The organism is Pseudomonas sp. OTU750018 (assembly GCF_011636575.1).
Taxonomy (GTDB): domain Bacteria; phylum Pseudomonadota; class Gammaproteobacteria; order Pseudomonadales; family Pseudomonadaceae; genus Aquipseudomonas; species Aquipseudomonas peli.
In genome coordinates this window covers 1,357,646-1,372,387 of record NZ_JAAPAU010000001.1, presented here as the reverse complement: position 1 = coordinate 1,372,387, position 14,742 = coordinate 1,357,646, and the positions used below count along the sequence as shown (strand labels likewise).

The 14,742-nt window shown below is 64.0% G+C and carries 16 protein-coding genes; all 16 read right to left on the bottom strand.

What is annotated here, in order from left to right; all coding sequences use genetic code 11:
• Positions 1 to 22 precede the first annotated feature (22 nt).
• Entirely contained in the window at positions 23 to 352 is a 330-nt protein-coding gene (locus HCI85_RS06520; protein WP_167143246.1) for a c-type cytochrome, read from the bottom strand.
• On the bottom strand, positions 342 to 785 hold the full coding sequence (locus tag HCI85_RS06515) for an excinuclease (protein ID WP_090249943.1): 444 nt from the start codon (positions 783 to 785) through the stop codon (positions 342 to 344). The genes HCI85_RS06520 and HCI85_RS06515 overlap by 11 nt, the downstream gene beginning before the upstream one ends.
• Before the next feature lie 92 nt (positions 786 to 877).
• Positions 878 to 2,113 carry a beta-ketoacyl-ACP synthase gene (locus HCI85_RS06510; protein ID WP_167143243.1) on the bottom strand — a complete coding sequence of 412 codons (1,236 nt, stop codon included), beginning with the start codon at positions 2,111 to 2,113 and terminating at the stop codon, positions 878 to 880.
• Complete coding sequence (fabG, locus tag HCI85_RS06505) at positions 2,113 to 2,841, bottom strand: 3-oxoacyl-ACP reductase FabG (RefSeq protein ID WP_167144306.1); 729 nt, start codon at positions 2,839 to 2,841, stop codon at positions 2,113 to 2,115. The genes HCI85_RS06510 and fabG overlap by 1 nt, the downstream gene beginning before the upstream one ends.
• 14 nt (positions 2,842 to 2,855) lie before the next feature.
• Positions 2,856 to 3,320 (bottom strand): hotdog family protein, encoded by a 465-nt coding sequence (locus tag HCI85_RS06500; RefSeq protein WP_167143240.1) that lies wholly within the window; start codon positions 3,318 to 3,320, stop codon positions 2,856 to 2,858.
• Positions 3,317 to 4,552, bottom strand: coding sequence for a beta-ketoacyl-[acyl-carrier-protein] synthase family protein (locus tag HCI85_RS06495; RefSeq protein WP_167143237.1), 1,236 nt, complete (start codon positions 4,550 to 4,552; stop codon positions 3,317 to 3,319). Before HCI85_RS06495 ends, HCI85_RS06500 begins: the two co-directional genes overlap by 4 nt.
• Positions 4,552 to 5,052: a DUF3261 domain-containing protein gene (locus HCI85_RS06490; protein WP_160085741.1), complete on the bottom strand. Its 501-nt coding sequence runs from the start codon at positions 5,050 to 5,052 to the stop codon at positions 4,552 to 4,554. Before HCI85_RS06490 ends, HCI85_RS06495 begins: the two co-directional genes overlap by 1 nt.
• Positions 5,049 to 5,777, bottom strand: coding sequence for a class I SAM-dependent methyltransferase (locus tag HCI85_RS06485; protein ID WP_167143234.1), 729 nt, complete (start codon positions 5,775 to 5,777; stop codon positions 5,049 to 5,051). Before HCI85_RS06485 ends, HCI85_RS06490 begins: the two co-directional genes overlap by 4 nt.
• A gap of 12 nt (positions 5,778 to 5,789) precedes the next feature.
• Positions 5,790 to 7,034: an NAD(P)/FAD-dependent oxidoreductase gene (locus HCI85_RS06480; protein ID WP_167143231.1), complete on the bottom strand. Its 1,245-nt coding sequence runs from the start codon at positions 7,032 to 7,034 to the stop codon at positions 5,790 to 5,792.
• The gene (locus tag HCI85_RS06475; RefSeq protein WP_167143228.1) at positions 7,021 to 8,172 is read right to left on the bottom strand and encodes a sodium:proton antiporter; all 1,152 of its coding nucleotides are present in this window, start codon (positions 8,170 to 8,172) and stop codon (positions 7,021 to 7,023) included. The genes HCI85_RS06480 and HCI85_RS06475 overlap by 14 nt, the downstream gene beginning before the upstream one ends.
• Positions 8,169 to 10,511, bottom strand: coding sequence for an MMPL family transporter (locus tag HCI85_RS06470; protein ID WP_167143225.1), 2,343 nt, complete (start codon positions 10,509 to 10,511; stop codon positions 8,169 to 8,171). The genes HCI85_RS06475 and HCI85_RS06470 overlap by 4 nt, the downstream gene beginning before the upstream one ends.
• On the bottom strand, positions 10,501 to 11,094 hold the full coding sequence (locus HCI85_RS06465) for an outer membrane lipoprotein carrier protein LolA (RefSeq protein WP_167143222.1): 594 nt from the start codon (positions 11,092 to 11,094) through the stop codon (positions 10,501 to 10,503). The genes HCI85_RS06470 and HCI85_RS06465 overlap by 11 nt, the downstream gene beginning before the upstream one ends.
• Positions 11,091 to 11,516: an acyl-CoA thioesterase gene (locus HCI85_RS06460; protein ID WP_167143219.1), complete on the bottom strand. Its 426-nt coding sequence runs from the start codon at positions 11,514 to 11,516 to the stop codon at positions 11,091 to 11,093. The genes HCI85_RS06465 and HCI85_RS06460 overlap by 4 nt, the downstream gene beginning before the upstream one ends.
• Positions 11,509 to 13,050 carry an HAL/PAL/TAL family ammonia-lyase gene (locus HCI85_RS06455; RefSeq protein WP_167143215.1) on the bottom strand — a complete coding sequence of 514 codons (1,542 nt, stop codon included), beginning with the start codon at positions 13,048 to 13,050 and terminating at the stop codon, positions 11,509 to 11,511. Before HCI85_RS06455 ends, HCI85_RS06460 begins: the two co-directional genes overlap by 8 nt.
• The gene (locus HCI85_RS06450) at positions 13,031 to 13,966 is read right to left on the bottom strand and encodes an LpxL/LpxP family acyltransferase (RefSeq protein ID WP_160085733.1); all 936 of its coding nucleotides are present in this window, start codon (positions 13,964 to 13,966) and stop codon (positions 13,031 to 13,033) included. The genes HCI85_RS06455 and HCI85_RS06450 overlap by 20 nt, the downstream gene beginning before the upstream one ends.
• Positions 13,963 to 14,715 carry a glycosyltransferase family 2 protein gene (locus HCI85_RS06445; protein ID WP_167143213.1) on the bottom strand — a complete coding sequence of 251 codons (753 nt, stop codon included), beginning with the start codon at positions 14,713 to 14,715 and terminating at the stop codon, positions 13,963 to 13,965. The genes HCI85_RS06450 and HCI85_RS06445 overlap by 4 nt, the downstream gene beginning before the upstream one ends.
• Positions 14,716 to 14,742 lie beyond the last annotated feature (27 nt).

Genomic DNA, 14,742 nt, shown 5'->3' with positions numbered 1-14,742 from the left:
GCAGCAGATCCGTGGCAGGTTCTCAGGGCTTACGCAGATCGCGTACGGCCCTTACCAACGCCAGTTGCTCAGCTTCGCTGAGCTTGTCGGCGTAATCGGGCATGGCGCCGGGACCGTCCTGAATAGCTTCGAGGATGTCGCTGTCGCTGTTGTTGTCCTGCCATTTGGCCTTGCTCAGGTTCTGTGCAAAGTACAGCCAGCCGCGCATGGTGTTGGCGCGGCCGTCTTCGGCGTGGCATTTGACGCAGTGCTGGCGATACAGCTGCTGGCCGTCAACGTCGGCGAGTGCGGGCAGGCTGGCGCTCAACGCCAATACGATGAACAGGCCGTGCAGTGCGGGCTTATTTAACATTGGCCAGGTTTCCTTTGAGGGCGACGCCCGCCATGATCGCGCCAGCGTGGCACTCATACTTCTGGCTATCCTTGTACTCGACGTTCTTGTAGTTACTGGCCAGGTCGACCACGGCATTGGCACCGGCCGCTTTGGCCGCGTTCTGGAAGCGGATCAGCGCGGACTGCAGAGCCCAGCTGCAGGCGGCTTCATCGCTCTTGTTGAAGGCGTTGGTCTTCTGGCTGGTGGTGACGCCAGACTTGACCACGCTGACCGCGCCAGCTGGTTTGTTGCCAGCCAGGTAGAACTTCACGCTGCCGTCTAGGCGGCCAGCGTTGAGGGCTTCCTGCACGACAGTCTCGAATGGCAGAAAGTGGGTGGTGTCACGCGCTTGGCTGACGGCAGGGAACAGGCTGATGCAGGCTGCTGCGAGAATCCAGGTTTTGGCGTTCATGGGTCGCTCCTTTTTTATGAGGTTTTTCTGGGAACTGCTTTGGGTTGCGCAAAAAGAGGTTGCTGCCGTAGCCAGTGTAATCCAGCTGCTTTTTAGCTCCAGCGTTTGAAGATCAGCGACGTATTCACTCCGCCAAAAGCGAAGTTGTTGTTCATCACGTACTGGTGGCTCATCTGGCGGAATTCACCGCGCAGGTAGTCCAGTTCGCCGCAGGCCGGATCGACCGCATCCAGATTCAGGGTCGGCACATAGCTGTCTGCGTTCATCATTTCGATACTGAACCAGGACTCCAGCGCGCCACAGGCGCCCAGGGTGTGGCCGAAGTAGCTCTTCTGCGAGCTGATCGGCATCTGGCTGCCGAACAGTTCCTGGGTCGCCAGGGTTTCCGCGACATCACCCTGGTCGGTGGCAGTGCCGTGGCCGTTGACGTAACCGATGGCGGAGGGTTGTAAACCGGCATCCTGCAGCGCCAGCTCCATTGCCCCGCGCATGGTGGCTTGTACGGGTTTAGTGGCGTGCTGACCGTCTGAGTTGCAGCCAAAGCCGACGATTTCTGCATGGATGGTCGCACCACGGGCCAAGGCGTGCTCCAGTTCTTCGAGTACCAGAATGCCGGCGCCTTCACCGATCACCAGACCATCGCGGCCGCTGTCGTAGGGACGCGGCGAAGTGTGCGGGGCATCGTTTTTCAGGCTGGTGGCATAAAGCGCATCGAAGACCATGGCTTCGGTGGGGCAGAGTTCCTCGGCGCCGCCGGCGAGCATCATCGGCAGGCGGCCAAACTTGATCGCTTCATAGGCGTAGCCGATGCCCTGGCTGCCGCTGGTGCACGCGCTGGACGTCGGGATCAGGCGACCCTTGAGGCCGAAGAAGATGCTGATATTGGCCGCCGTGGTGTGCGGCATCATACGGATGTAGGAGTTGGCATTCAGGCCGTCGGCCACCGAGTTGAGCAGCATATTGCCGAATGCCTTGATCTCGTCGGTGCTGCCGGTGGAGGAGCCGCAGGCCACGCCCATCCGACCGTCTTGAATGCGTTCGTCGCCGAGCAGGCCGGCATGCTCCAGTGCACGTTCGGCGGCGTATACCACCAGTTTGGAGACGCGGCCCATGCTGCGGGTCTGCTTGCGGTTCCAGTGCTTGGGTTGCACGAAATCATCCACCGGGCCGCCGAGGCGGGTGTTCAGCTCACTGAACCTGTCCCACTCGTGCATATAGCGGATACCGCTCTTACCGGCCTTGAAGTTCGCCTCGATCGTCGGCCAGTCGCTGCCCAGCGAGGTCACGCCGGCCATACCGGTGACTACCACCCGTTTGCATCCGCTCATCAGCACAACCCACCATTCACCGCGAGGACCTGGCGGGTAATGTAGGCCGCCTCCTCGGACATCAGAAAATTCACCGCGCCGGCCACTTCTTCCGGGGTGCCCATGCGCTGCGCGGGGACCATCTTGAGGATTTCCTCAACCGGCACATCGGCATCGAGGATTTCGGTATCGATCAGCCCGGGTGCGACGCAGTTGACCGTGATCTTGCGCTTGCCCAGCTCGATGGCCAAGGCCTTGGCCGCGCCGATGATGCCGGCCTTGGAGGCGCTGTAGTTGACCTGGCCGCGGTTGCCAATCAGCCCGGACACCGAGGTGATGCAGACGATGCGTCCGGCCTTGCGCCGCCGCACCATGGGCATGGTCAGCGGGTGCAGCACGTTATAGAAACCGTCGAGGTTGGTGCGCATGACGATGTCCCAGTCGTCCTCGCTCAGCGCTGGGAAAGCGCCGTCGCGGGTCAACCCTGCGTTACACACCACGCCGTAATACGCGCCGTGCTGCTCGACATCGGCCTCCAGCGCCGTGCGGCAGGCGGCGCGGTCGGACACATCGAATTGCAGGATGCGCGCCTGTTGGCCCAGCTCGATGATCTGCGTCTGCACCGCTTCGGCTTCCTCGCGGCGGGCGCGGCAATGCAGCACGATGTCATAGCCGCTTTTGGCCAGGCGCAGGGCAATCGCCCGGCCGATGCCACGGCTGGAACCGGTGACCAGAATGGTTTCGCGCAGGGCTGCTGTTTCGCTCATGGCTGAGTTTCCTGAAATTCTTCCTGAAGATAGCTGGCCACCTGCGGTGGCCGGAATACGTTAAGCCGTGCCAAGGCCTCGATGCCGGGACCGCGCAGCTGGCATTCGAACACGCCCATGCCGTTGTCATCCTGCAGCGAGCGGCTTGCATGGATATGCAGCTCGGCTCCGGCCGGGAAGCGTTCGACATTGCATTCGTACTTGCGCGTGCCAAGCAGAAAGCCCAGCTCCACCGGCTCGCCGCGCAGGCGCGCCTGGCAGCCTGCGTAGGCGGCGACGCTCTGCGCCATCAGCTCGATGCCAACCCAGGCCGGCAGGCTGCCGTCCTCCAGGTTGAACAGGCCGCCGTTGCGGATGGTCAGCTGGGTTTCGATGTCCTCATCGCCAAAGCGCAGCACCTGATCGATCAGGATCATGTCCGCGGCGTGGGGAATCAGCTCGGCGATTGGCCATTGGCTCATGGATGTTCTCCTGGCATTTCGCCGTGCTCTTCACCCAAGAGCAGGCTGATATTGTTGCCGCCAAAGGCGAAGGAGTTGCTCATCAGTCGGCGTGGGCGACTGCTGCGCAGTTGCGTGCCGGGCTGGACCAGATTCAGTGCCGGCAAGGCCGGGTCAGCTTGGCCATCCCACAGATGCGGGGGGAGTAGCTGATCCGGGTTGTATTCGCTCAGGGTCAGCCAGCAGAAAGCCGCTTCCAGTGCCCCAGCCGCGCCAAGGGTATGGCCGACCATGGACTTGCTCGATGAACAGGGCACACCATGGGGGAAGATGGCCTGCACCGCCTGGCTTTCCATTGCGTCGTTGTGGGTCGTAGCGGTGCCATGCAGGTTCAGGTAATCGACCTGATCAGCGCTGATGCCGGCCGCCGCCAGTGCTTTGCGCATGGCCGCCTGGGCACCAAGGCCATCGGGCTGCGGTGCGGAAATATGGTGAGCATCTGAGCCGGCGCCGCCGCCAAGCAGGGTGATTGGTACAGCACTCTGGGCTGCGCCGCTTAGCGGCTCTCTGGTCATTAAGAACAGCGCCGCCGCTTCGCCGATATTAATGCCATGGCGATTGACGGAAAACGGGTTGCAGCGCTCCGCCGAGACGGCTTCCAGGGCGGTAAAACCATTCAGCGTCAGGCGACACAGGCTGTCCACGCCACCGCAGATCACCGCATCGCACACCCCGAGGTTCAGCAGACGCTGCGCGCTCAGCAGCGCCCGCGCGCCCGAGGTACAGGCGGTGGAAATGCTAAAGCACGGCCCGCTCAAACCCAGCCAGTCACTGAGAAAATTCGCCGGTTCAGCCAGCTCCTGCTGGGCATAGTGATAATGCGCCGGCAACTCGCCCTCGTTGAGATAGGTGGCGATGCTCTGGCTGGCTTCCTCAATGCCCGAGGTGCTGGTGCCGAGTACCACGGCGATACGCTCGGCGCCGAAACGGCTGATAGCGGCGCGCAGTTCTGGCTCGATTTCCAGCGTGGCAGCCAGCAGCAGCTGGTTATTGCGGCTCGGCGGATGGTCCGGCAAATCGGGTAAATCAGGCAGGCTGCCCGGCACGGCGCCGACGGTCAGCGCGCGCTCGGCCACCCAACCGGTTTGCGCCTGCATGCCGCTGCTATCGCCGGCAAACAGCGCTGTCGCCACCGCCTGCTTGCCTTGGCCGAGGGCGCAGTTAAGGCCCAGTGCGTTGAGGTAGACCGGCATCAGGGAATCTCTTCGTCGGCGAGGGCATAGACCCGGTAACTCAGTACCTGGCCCTGGCTCAGGGTGAAATCCAGCGGCGCGTGGTAGTCGATCAGCCAGTGCGGATTAAGCCGGCGCTGACCGTCGGCCAGTTGCTGCCAGGTGTCGGGCGCATAGCTGGCGGGCAGCTTGTCGATCGGGGTGAGGGCGAACAGCAGGGCGGCGAACAGCTCCTGGGCATCGCTATTGGGCGGCAGCAGGCCATCGGCGCGCCACTGGCCATTCTCCAGTAACTGCCGCGCCAGGGGCACGCCGAGTGGATCGAACAGCGACCAGCGCAATGCCGATTGTTCGGCCTGCACCACCAGCCACCAGGTCTGCTGATCCGCGCCTTGCTGGCGTTCGACGCGCAGCGCGGCGGGCAGTGGCGCACCAAAGCTTGGCGCGCCTAGCGGCAGCGGCGTGTGAGCGGCGCAGGCGCTGAGTAGCAGGCCGAGGCCGAGCAGGACGAGGCGTCTCATGCCGGAGTTGCCTCCAGCGGCTTGCGCGCCACCACATTGACCAGGGTTTCATTGCGCTGGCCGGCCGGCTTGGGTTTCATCAGCCCCCAGCGCTCCAGCAAGCCGAAGTCTTTGGAGCGACTCCACCACAGATAGGGGTAGGAGACATTATTGGCATCGAACGCGAAGCCCTGGCCGTGCAACATCTGCAGATAGCCTTCGGCGCTTTTCTGCACATGCATGGGGTGGCGGAACAGCCAGCGGATCACCCAGGTGTCGATGTAGTACTGAGTCGATTCCGCGAACAGCAAGCGCCCGCCCGGCTTGAGCACGCGCCAGAATTCGGCGAGTGCCTGTTCCTGCTCGACCAGGTGATGGAAGGTCTGGTGACAGAACAGCAGGTCGACGCTGGCATCCGGCAGGTCGATGGCCGCGCAGTCGCTGGCGATCAATTGCACATCCAAGCCCAGGCGCTCCGCCTCGGCACGCGAGCAATCGAGGCTGTGCGGGTCGGCATCCAGACCGATTATCCGTGCAGGCGCAAACACCTCGGCGAGCAGGCCGAAGGACTTGCCCTGGCCGCAGCCGGCATCCAGCAGCACCGGTGCTTCTGGCAGTGGGCCGGCGAACAGGCCGCGCAGGTCATTGATTGCCACGCGCAGCACATGGTGCTGCCAGACGTGGCTCTGCAAGAACCAGAAGCCGAAGCGGGTTTCCTCGACGTAGGTGGCGGCCGGGTTGTTCATAAACATCCTTATTTATTGGCTGGCGCAGACTTCGGCGAGGACGCGCAGGCGGCGCTTGGGCTCTGCCACATAGGGGTTCTTCGCGTCCCAGGCATAGCCCGCGAGGATCGAGCTGATCATCCGGCGGATTTCCGGCTGGGCCTTCTCGTAATAGATCACGTCTTGGAAGCTGCCGTCATACCAGCCCTCGACATACACGCGGAAGGTGTCGACGCCGCGCTTGAGTGGGATGGCAAAGTCCTGCTCCCAGTCTACCGTCTCGCCACTGAGTTGGCGGTGCAGCAGGCCAGCGGCCATGCTCGCAGAACGCATGGCGATGGTCACCCCGGAGCTAAACACCGGGTCGAGGAACTCCGCCGCATTGCCGAGCAGGGCAAAGCCTGGGCCGTGCAGGGCTTTGACGTTGGCCGAGTAGCCGCCAATGGTACGCGCCGGGGTGTCCCACACGGCGTTTTTCAGCACCTTGTGCAGGCTGGGGGTCTCTTCGATAAATTGCTTCAAGCAGGCGTCGAGATCTTCCGGGCGACCTTGATAGCGGGTGGCATCGGCTACTACACCGACCGAGCAGCGGCCGTTGCTGAACGGGATGGTCCAGAACCACACGTCGCGCAGGGTCGGGTGGGTGGTGATGAGGATCTTCTCGCGGTCGAAACCGGTGCCATCGCTGCGGTCTTCGACGTGAGTAAACACTGCCTGGCGTACGGGGAAGCTCGACGGCGTGTCGAGGTCGAGCAGGCGCGGCAGCACGCGGCCGTAGCCGCTGCCATCGAGGACGAAGGCGCACTCGACCTGGTATTCATGGCCATCGGCCAATCGGCGCACACTCAAGCGTGGGCGGTCGGCGCTGAAATCAACGGCGAAGATTTCTTCTTCATAACGAATTTCCACACCCTGCAGCTCGGCCTGATCCGCCAGTAGCTTGTCGAAATCGGCACGCAGCACCTGATAGGTCGAACCCTGCCCCGGGGTAAAGGTGTCGCGGAAATCGAATTCGGTATAGCGCTCGCCCCAGCCAAAGGCCGCGCCATGCTTGGTCTGGAAGCCCGCCGCACGCACTGCATCGAGCATCCCGGCTTCTTCAACAAAGTCCAGGCAGTGCGACAGCAGGCTCTCGCCAATTGAGAAGCGCGGGAAGCGCTGGCGCTCCAGCACCAGCACGTCATGGCCATTGCGCTTGAGCAGCGCACCGGCAATCGCCCCGGACGGGCCGGCACCTATCACTACGACTTGGCGTTGTTCGACTTCAAGAGACTTCATAGCGGCTTCTGGCCTCATGCGTGGCGGCGTGTGGGTAAGCACCGGCCAGGGCCGGTAACAGGGTCGAGATCAGGCCCATGAGCATCAGGGCGAAATACAGTGCTGGGCTGATTATCTGCTGTTGCAGCAGCAGATTGAGAAAGATGATTTCAGTCAGGCCACGGGTATTCAACAGCAGGCTTTCGCGCCACTGCCCCGCATAGGCGCGCAGTTGTCCGGCGGCCCAGCTCAGGCCCAACCAGTTGCCGGCCAGTTTGCTGATGATCGGCAGCAGCAACAGCGCCGCAAACTGCCAGGCAGAATACCCCAGCCAGGCGTCGTGCCAGTCGATCTGCAGCAGGCCAAAGGCCAGAATCAGCGGCACTGCCAGCCAGGTTTGCAGCCAGCGCAGCACCCCGGCGGGTAGTGGCAGGAGTAAAGGCAGGCGCAGGGCAGTGAGCAGCAACAGGTAGGCGATGCCGAACACCAGGGCATTCAGGTGCAGTTGCTGCATCAACAGCAGCAGGGCGAGAAAGCAGCTGCCATTGAGGAGCGAGGAACGCAGCGGCAGCAGCTTCAACAGCAGTGGCAGGCTGGCGGCCAGCAGCGGCCAGAGCAGGGTGGCCGGATCGCTGCTGCCCTGAGCCAGGCCGAAGATCAGCCAGCACAGCAAATCCATGATGATTGCTGCCTGCAGCAGCTGGCGGATCTTGGCCACCGGGTAGCCGAGGTGCTGCAGGTAGAGAAACAGCACTGGAATGGCAGTCAGGGCAAACAGCAGCCCCACGGCAATATCGGCCAGGCCGCTTTGCTCTGGCAGCAGCCAGAATGCGCAGGCCAGGCCGCAGAAGAACGGCACAAAGAAACTCGGCAAGGCGATCTGCAGGCTGCCCGGCTCCAGTTGTAGATCAACCACATCACTGAGGATATGCCCCAGCAACAGGCAGAAGGCCATGCCATATAAGGGCTCCAGCCACACTGGCGCGAGCAGCTCGCGGGCGCCGAAGCCCAGCGGCGTGGTCCATAGCATCAGCAGCGGCAGGCCCAGGGTGGCCAGCAGCAACTGGCTGACAATCGGAATCAGGCGCAGGCGTTTGCCCAGCCAGGTCACCAGGGCAAATAGCGCGAGAAGCACCAACCAGGCCAGTGCGATGCTCATAGCGTCTGCGCCTGGTTAGCTGTGCTTTGCCGGGTGCCGGCCCAGGGTGCCAGCAGAAAGCAGAACAGCAGGCCAAGGCTGATTGCCAGACCGAAGTTGGCAATCGCCGGGGTGTCGCTGATCAGCAGCAGGCCGAACGACAGCCAGCTGGTCAGCGCCGAGAGCAGGGTGCCGAGCAGGCTGACCGCCGGCCCGCCGATGTTCTCGCGCATCAGGATGGCGTAATCCACGCCGATGGCGGTGATCAGCAGCAGGCCGAACAGGCTGAACAGCGTCAGTGGCTGGCCCAGCCAACCCAGGCAGGCCAGCGCAGCCAGCGCCGCCAGCAGCGGCAGGCAGACCACCCGCAGTGCGCCGCCGAGGCCGAACGGCAGGCACAGCAGCAAGAGTATCGCCACGCTGGAGATGAGTTTTAATTCTGCGGCGCTAAGTTGGGTGGCGCTAAACAGCGCGTTGAGTTCGCTGATCCGATCCACCAGCTGCACCCCCGGCAGACCCTCGACCAGTGGCTTGAGTTCGCTGCTGTTGCTCAGTCCCTGCAGGCTGACCAGCCCGGCCACGCCATCTGCATGGGCTCCGAGCCATAGCGGGCGCCAGGCCTCGCCCAGGGGGCTGGCCAGGGCTTGTTCCAGGCTCGCCTGGTTGTTCTGTTGTAGCGTCAGCAGTTCGTTATGCAGCGCGGCCGGCGGGATGCCCAGGTCGAGCAGCGGCTGCCAGTGCGGCGGCAGTTCGCTCAGTGCCGCGCGCAATTCCTGCAGCTGGCTGTCGGGAGCGACCAGTTGGCTCAGGGCGCGGTAGTCACGCAACTGACCGTTCTGCACCGCCTGATCCAGGCGCTGGCTCAGCGCCGCCTGGCGCTCCAGCAACTGCTGCGGGTTAGCGGCGCGTACCAGAAAGAACTGGCTGGTGGGCTGCTGCCCGGTCAGCTCGGCGATACGCTGGGCCTCGGCCAGCAATTCCGGCTCCTTGCCGAGCCATTGGCGCAGATCATTTTGTGTATGCAGCTGCCACAGACCGCCGGCACAAAACAGCAGTAGCAACGCCAGCAGCGGTGCGCTGCCGATCTTGGCCAGCAGGCGTGCCCGTCCAGCCAGCAGGCGTTGGCTAAGGCTCAGCAGTTGTGGCGATGGGCTTAGGCGCAGGCCGCGTAGCCAGGCCGGCAGCAGGCATACCGAGCACAGATAAGCGGCAATCAGCCCGGCGGCGGAAAACAGCGCGACTTGGGTCAGCGCCGGAAACGGGGTAAAGGCCAGCGCCAGGTAGCCGATCAGGTTGGTGCCCAGGCTCAGGCTCAAGCCCGGCAAGGTGGCGCGCAGGGCGCCCCAACTGGTCCAGCCATCTGTGCCCTCGGCGTTGCTCCAGCTCTTGCTTAAGTAATGTTGCGGATAATCGGCGGCGACCCCGACCAGGCTGGCGCCCAGTACCAGGGTCAGGGCGTTGATCTGGCCAAACACCAGCACGCAGGCGGTACAGCCGGCCAACAGCGCTATACCAATCGGCAACAGGCTGACCAGCACCCGCACGCGGCGGAAGGCCAGCAACAACAACAGCAGGGTGCCGAGGGTGGCGCCGCCGCCAATCAGGCTGATCTCGCGGGTCGCCTTGGCCTGCCCGGCTGCCGCATACAACACGCCACCGGCCGCCAGCAGTTGGCCGCCGGCTGTTTCGACCTGCGTGCGGGTAGCGGCGACCTGGGCGGCTATCAGCGGCGGCTCCTGCATATCGAAGGCGCTGCCCTGGGCGCTGGCACGCAGCAGGGCCCAGGTCATGCCCGGCTCTTCCAGCAGCAGTGCGCCGCTGCTCAGGTCGGCCTGGATGCGGCTGCCGGGATTCAGCGCCTGCTGCGAGCGTACGCCCAGGCCCAGCCAGTCCTGCTCGATGGGCAGCAGGCTGAAACCAGCGAAGGTGTCGAACAGCTGGGCGGCGCGTTGTTCGATCAATTGTTGCGGCTGCTCCAGCAACAGCTGGCGATCTGCCGTCGGCAGCAGACTCAGGCGGTTGCTGCGCAGGTAGTCGCGCAGTGCCGCGAGGTCGCTGTCGACGTTCCATTGCACCTGGGCGAAGCGCCCGCTGTCGCGCCACTGCTCGCCCACCTGCTGCGCCAGGGCAATCGCCTGGTCGCGCTGCGGGTGGCCAATCAATAGCAACAGGTCGCGGTTGAGCGGCTCCTGCATACGTTGCTCGGCCTGCTGCACCAGTTCATCGCCGCTACCGGCCGGCAACAGCGCGAGCATATCTGCCGCTACGGGTGGGCCGTTGCGCCATTGCCACGCGGCGAGCGCCAGTAGGGCGGCGAGCAGCAGCAGAAAGCCGCGCGGCAGCCAGCGTTCACTGCGCAAAGTCGCGCCGCTCCTGTTCGCTCAAGGCATCGCCTGCCTGGCTTTCCGGTAAGCGCAGCACGCTGTGGTCGCCCTGGGTTTCATGCAGCTCGATGCGTTGCACCAGCGCGCCGCCGTCAATCTGGATGCGGCTGAAAATCTGCTTGAGCAGCACCGAGTTCGGTACCAGGCGCAGTTGCCAGGCCTCGGTCGTGCCGCTCAACTGCAGCTCGAAATCCCGCGCCAGGCCACTGTGGTCACCTTTGAGTACGGCGAGAAACAGCCGGCTCTGTTGCGCGGCGACATCCTGGCCGGGCTGCTGTTGCCAGCCGCTGGGCGTGCGTTTGGCGATGCCCTGGCCGTCGATGCGGTAATCCTGCTTAAGCGGGCTTTGCAGCTGCCAGAGCAGGCCGAGGTCACGGCTCAACACAAACTGACCGCGACTGGTCAGTGGCTGCGGCAGGGCGCGCAGGTGCTTTTCCTGAATCAGCGGGCCGCGCACCACAGCAGGCTTGGCCAGCTGGGCGCTGAGCTGGTCGAGGTCGAAGGCCAGCGCACTCTGGCTCAGCAGCCAGAAGCCGAGGCCTGCCAGCAGGCGTTTCACGCCAGCACCTGTGCAACGGCGTCGATCAGCACCTTGGGCGAAGCGAACTGCATCTCGCGGGTGGCGATTTCCACCGCCACCTGCACGCTGCTGCCACGGGTCATGCGCTCGCCGGTTGCGGCATCGGTGATCAGGTAGTTGATCTTCAGACGGTTTTCCCATTCCACCAGATCGGCGCGCACGATGATCTTCTGACCAAACTGCGCGCCACGGATATAGCGCAGCTGCAGGTCGATCACCGGCCAGGCGTAGCCGGCGGCACGCATCTGTATGTAGTTGTGGCCGAGCTTGTCGAGCAGGGCGCAGCGCGCTTCTTCGAAGTATTTGACGTAGTGGCCATGCCAGACCACTTCCATCATGTCGACGTCGAAGAACGGCACCTGCAGTTCGATTTCCGCCTGCAATACGCCTTTGCTACGCATAGAGCCTCCAATGCTGCGCGCGGATGCGCACCAGGCACAGGCGCAGCTCGGCTTCCAGGGCGCGGTCTTCGATCACCGGATGGAAGTCCACAGCCAGCTGTTCACGCATGGCGGCGATCGGCGCGGGGATGTCGTTCTTGCCGTCGCGCTGGCGCAGCCACACGCCTTGGTTGGCGGCCAGCAAGGTGGCGGCGGCGACCTGCTCGGTCAGCTCCAGGCTGCGCAGGGCGTCGCGGGCGGCGATGGTGCCCATGCTCACCTTGTCCTGGTTGTGGCACTCGGTGGAGCGGGAGAACACGCTGGCCGGCATGGTGTTTTTCAGCGCTTCGGCGGTCCAGGCGCTGGTGCCGATCTGCACGGCCTTGAAGCCGTGGTTGATCATCGCGCTGACGCTTGGCGCGCCGGACAGATTGCTCGGCAGGCCGTGGTTGTAGCGGGTGTCGACCAGCAGGGCGAGCTGGCGATCAAGCAGGTCGGCGACGTTGCCCACCAGGTTTTTCAAGCTGTCCATGGCGAAAGCGATATGCCCGCCGTAGAAGTGCCCGCCGTGCAGCACGCGCTCGGCTTCGGCGTCGATCAGTGGGTTGTCGTTAGCGCTGTTCAGTTCGATCTCGATGAACTGGCGCAGCAGACCCAGGCTATCGGCCAGCACACCGAGCACGTGCGGCGCACAGCGCAGCGAGTAGCGATCCTGCAAGCGGTGCAGTGGCGCGGTCGGCGCGTCGATGGCCAGGTCCTGGCGCAGCCAGGCGGCGACCTGCATCTGCCCCGGATGCGGCTTGGCGGCGAACAGGCGCTCGTCGAAGTGTTCCGGATTGCCCTCCAGCGCCACCACGTTGAGTGCGGTGATACGGGTGGCCAGCTTGAGCAGGTAATCGGCGCGCGAATAGGCCTGGCAGGCCAGGGCGGTCATCACGGCGGTGCCGTTCATCAGCGCCAGGGCTTCTTTCGGGCGCAGGGTCAGCGGCGTCCAGCCGAGTTCCTTATGCACATCGGCGGCGCTGCGGCGCTCACCTTTAAACATCACTTCGCGTTCACCGCTGAGGGTGGCGGCGACATAGGACAGCGGCGTCAGATCGCCGCTGGCGCCCACCGAGCCTTCTTCCGGAATCAGCGGCAGCACATCAAATTCGAGAAACGCCTGCAGGCGTTCGAGCAGCTCCACGCGCACGCCGGAAACGCCCTGACACAGCGACTGCAAACGCGCGGCCAGTACGGCACGGGTGGCAGGCTCATCGAGCAGCTTGCCGAGGCCACAGCCGTGGAAGGTGTAGAGGTGACGCGGCAACGCTTCGACTTGGTGCAGCGGCACGGCCACTACGCAGGAGTCGCCGTAGCCGGTGGTGACGCCGTAAATCACGCCTTCCTTGTCCAGCAGGCTGTCGAGGAAACGCGCGCCCTTGGCGATTTTTTCGCGGTAGGCGGCATCGCTTTGCAGCTGCGCCGGTGCGCTGCGGCTGGCCAGGGCGACAACCTGTTCGATGCTCAGGGGGCGCTCGCCAAACACGATGGGATCAGGCTGATGTGTCGTCATCTTCATTCCAGAACGGGTAGAAATTGAACCATTGCAGGGGCGCATCCAGACAGCGTTGCGCGAGCTGGTCGGCGTAGCGCTGGGTCCAGTGGCGGATCACCGCGTCCCGCTCGCTGCGCTTCCACTGCAGGCGCTCGGCGAAGGGCTCAATGATCACCTGGTAACGGTTATCGATTTTCAGGCAGTGAATCAGATTGACTGGGCATTGCAGCAGCCCGGCCAGCAGCCACGGGCCTTGTGGGAACGCGGCGGGCTTGCCGAGGAAGTTCACGTTAACTGTGCGGCTCCCGGTGAGCGGTACGCGGTCACCGGCAATTGCCAGCCATTCGCCGCGCTCCAGGCGTTCGGACAATTGCAGCATGATTGCCGCATCCAGCTCGCTGACCTGAATCAGCCGCAAGTGCGTGGCCCCGGCCTCACCGAGCAGGCGGTTGAACTGTTCGGCATGTTTGGTGTGCACCAACACGTTCATCGTCACCTGCTCGCCGAGTTCGGCCAGGGCGCGGCAGACTTCGAGGTTGCCCAGGTGTGCGGCCACCAGCATTTGTCCACGGCCTTCCTGGCGCAGCTGGGTGCAGGCGTTGCTTGGGTCGATCAGGGTCACCTGTTCCAGGCCGAGCTTGCCGTTCCACACGTCGAGCTTGTCCAGCAGGGTGTCGGTGAAACTCATGAAGTGGCGCAGCACCGACAGGCGGCTGGGCTGCAGTTCGCGGCGTCCGCTCCAGGTGGCCAGGTTGCGCTGGTATTGATAAATGCTGCGTCGCGCTTCGGCGCCGAACAGGTAGAAATACAGCACGATCAGGTACAGCAGCGGGCTGATCAGCCGGCGGCCGAGCAGGCGCGCCAGCCAAGCGGTGAATTTCATCAGGATAAAGCTGCCGCGCTCACGTTGCCCGGCCCAGTGTGGCTGGCTCATCCGCGCCACCTGTGCCAGAGGATCTGCGGGGCGCGCAGCAACATGCCGAAGAACAGCTTGGCGTGCATCTTCGAGATCAGCGCGTTGTCGAGCCACAGGCGAAAGTGCGAGAGGCCGTCCAGCGGGTAGTGCACCTGGGTCGGCAACCACTGCATCGGCTGATTGCGCCAGGCCAGGCGTACCAGTACTTCGGTGTCAAAGTCCATGCGCTTGCCCAGGGTTACCGAATCAATCAGTGCCAAGGTGGCCGGCAGCGGGTACACGCGAAAGCCGCACATGGAGTCGCGGATGCTTAGCGACAGGGTGTTGATCCACACCCAGACGTGGGTCAGGTAGCGCGCGTAGAGGCGGCCTTTTGGCACGCTCTCGTCGTACTGCGGGTAACCGCAGATCAGCGCCGCAGGAGCGGCTTGCGAGGCGTCGATGAAGCGCGGCAGATCACTGAGGTCATGCTGGCCGTCAGCATCCACCTGCAGCGCATGACTGAAACCCAGTCGCGCCGCTTCACGCAGGCCGGCCATTACCGCGCCGCCCTTGCCCTGATTCACCGCCAGCCGCACCAGGTGGGTGTCAGGCTGAACGGCCAGCTGATCTATCACCGCCGCGCAGGCTGGGCTGGAGGCATCGTCCACCAGCACGCAGGGCAGGCCGGCCGCGTGCAGCGCGGCGACCACCACGGGCAGCGCGTGTTCGTGGTTATACACAGGGATCACCGCGCAGGGCTTATGGAAAGCTACCTGCGTTGCCATCGCTGCGTTAAGAGCAGGCTCAGAATG

Coding starts and splice junctions, on each gene's coding strand:
- HCI85_RS06520 (WP_167143246.1), bottom strand. CDS start 352: ATGTTAAATAAGCCCGCACTGCACGGCCTGTTCATCGTATTGGCGTTG.
- HCI85_RS06515 (WP_090249943.1), bottom strand. CDS start 785: ATGAACGCCAAAACCTGGATTCTCGCAGCAGCCTGCATCAGCCTGTTC.
- HCI85_RS06510 (WP_167143243.1), bottom strand. CDS start 2,113: ATGAGCGGATGCAAACGGGTGGTAGTCACCGGTATGGCCGGCGTGACC.
- HCI85_RS06500 (WP_167143240.1), bottom strand. CDS start 3,320: ATGAGCCAATGGCCAATCGCCGAGCTGATTCCCCACGCCGCGGACATG.
- HCI85_RS06495 (WP_167143237.1), bottom strand. CDS start 4,552: ATGCCGGTCTACCTCAACGCACTGGGCCTTAACTGCGCCCTCGGCCAA.
- HCI85_RS06490 (WP_160085741.1), bottom strand. CDS start 5,052: ATGAGACGCCTCGTCCTGCTCGGCCTCGGCCTGCTACTCAGCGCCTGC.
- HCI85_RS06485 (WP_167143234.1), bottom strand. CDS start 5,777: ATGAACAACCCGGCCGCCACCTACGTCGAGGAAACCCGCTTCGGCTTC.
- HCI85_RS06480 (WP_167143231.1), bottom strand. CDS start 7,034: ATGAAGTCTCTTGAAGTCGAACAACGCCAAGTCGTAGTGATAGGTGCC.
- HCI85_RS06475 (WP_167143228.1), bottom strand. CDS start 8,172: ATGAGCATCGCACTGGCCTGGTTGGTGCTTCTCGCGCTATTTGCCCTG.
- HCI85_RS06460 (WP_167143219.1), bottom strand. CDS start 11,516: ATGCGTAGCAAAGGCGTATTGCAGGCGGAAATCGAACTGCAGGTGCCG.
- HCI85_RS06455 (WP_167143215.1), bottom strand. CDS start 13,050: ATGACGACACATCAGCCTGATCCCATCGTGTTTGGCGAGCGCCCCCTG.
- HCI85_RS06450 (WP_160085733.1), bottom strand. CDS start 13,966: ATGAGCCAGCCACACTGGGCCGGGCAACGTGAGCGCGGCAGCTTTATC.
- HCI85_RS06445 (WP_167143213.1), bottom strand. CDS start 14,715: ATGGCAACGCAGGTAGCTTTCCATAAGCCCTGCGCGGTGATCCCTGTG.